The 1340-nt window shown below is 65.0% G+C and carries 1 protein-coding gene; it reads left to right on the forward strand.

All coding sequences use genetic code 11. From position 1 onward, the window contains the following. A partial coding sequence (gene ettA / locus ACWPWO_RS18765) for an energy-dependent translational throttle protein EttA (RefSeq protein ID WP_454007886.1) occupies positions 1-1340 on the forward strand: 1340 nt, incomplete at both ends.

The following is a 1340-nucleotide window of genomic DNA, read 5'->3' on the forward strand; positions in this document are numbered from 1 at the left end:
CATGCGGGGCCTGCAGGAACCGAACGAAGGCACGGTGCGCCACGGCACCCGCCTGAACATAGGCTATTTCGACCAGATGCGCAGCCAGCTGGACGAGAACGCCACCCTGGCCGACACCATCAGCCCCGGCAGCGAATGGGTGGAGATAGGCAGCCAGCGCAAGCACATCATGAGCTACCTGGAGGACTTCCTCTTTCCGGCCGCCCGCGCCCATTCGCCGGTGCGCAGCCTCTCGGGCGGGGAGCGCGCCCGCCTGGCGCTGGCGCGCATGTTCGCCCAGCCCACCAACGTGCTGGTGCTGGACGAGCCCACCAACCACCTGGACGCCGAGAGCGTGGAATGGCTGGAAGTGTTCCTGCGCCAGTTCCCCGGCACCGCGGTGGCCGTCACCCACGACCGCTACTTCCTGGACAACGCCGCCGAGTGGATCCTGGAACTGGACCGCGGCCATGGCATTCCCTGGAAGGGCAATTACAGCTCCTGGCTGGAGCAGAAGGAAGATCGCCTGAAGCAGGAAGAGGCGTCCGAGAGCGCCCGCCAGCGCACCATCAAGAAGGAGCTGGAGTGGGTGCGCCAGAATCCCAAGGGGCGCCAGGCCAAGGCCAAAGCCCGTCTGGCTCGCTTCGAGGAACTGTCTTCGCACGAATACCAGAAGCGCAACGAGACCCAGGAGATCTTCATTCCCGTGGCCGAGCGCCTGGGCAACGAGGTCATCGAATTCGAGAACGTCAGCAAGGGCTACGGCGATCGCCTGCTGATCGACAATCTCAGCTTCAAGGTGCCGGCCGGCGCCATCGTGGGCATCATCGGCCCCAACGGCGCGGGCAAGTCCACGCTGTTCCGCATGCTGGCGGGCAAGGAGCAGCCCGATTCCGGTACGGTCAAGCTGGGCCAGACGGTCAAGCTGGCCTATGTGGACCAGTCGCGCGACGCCCTGGCCAATGAAAAGACCGTGTTCGACGCCATCGCCGACGGCGCCGACCTGCTGACTGTGGGCAAGTTTGAGATGCCTTCGCGCGCCTACCTGGGTCGCTTCAATTTCAAGGGCGCCGACCAGAACAAGATCGTCGGCAATCTGTCCGGCGGTGAACGCGGCCGCCTGCACCTGGCCAAGACCCTGATCGCCGGCGGCAACGTGCTGCTGCTGGACGAACCATCCAACGACCTGGACGTGGAAACCCTGCGCGCCCTGGAAGACGCCCTGCTGGAGTTCGCCGGCACCGTCATGGTGATCAGCCACGACCGCTGGTTCCTGGACCGCATCGCCACGCACATCCTGGCCTTCGAAGGCGATTCCCAGGTCGTGTTCTTCGACGGCAACTACCAGGAATACGAAGCCG

It is taken from the genome of Alcaligenes sp. Marseille-Q7550, assembly GCF_965112015.1.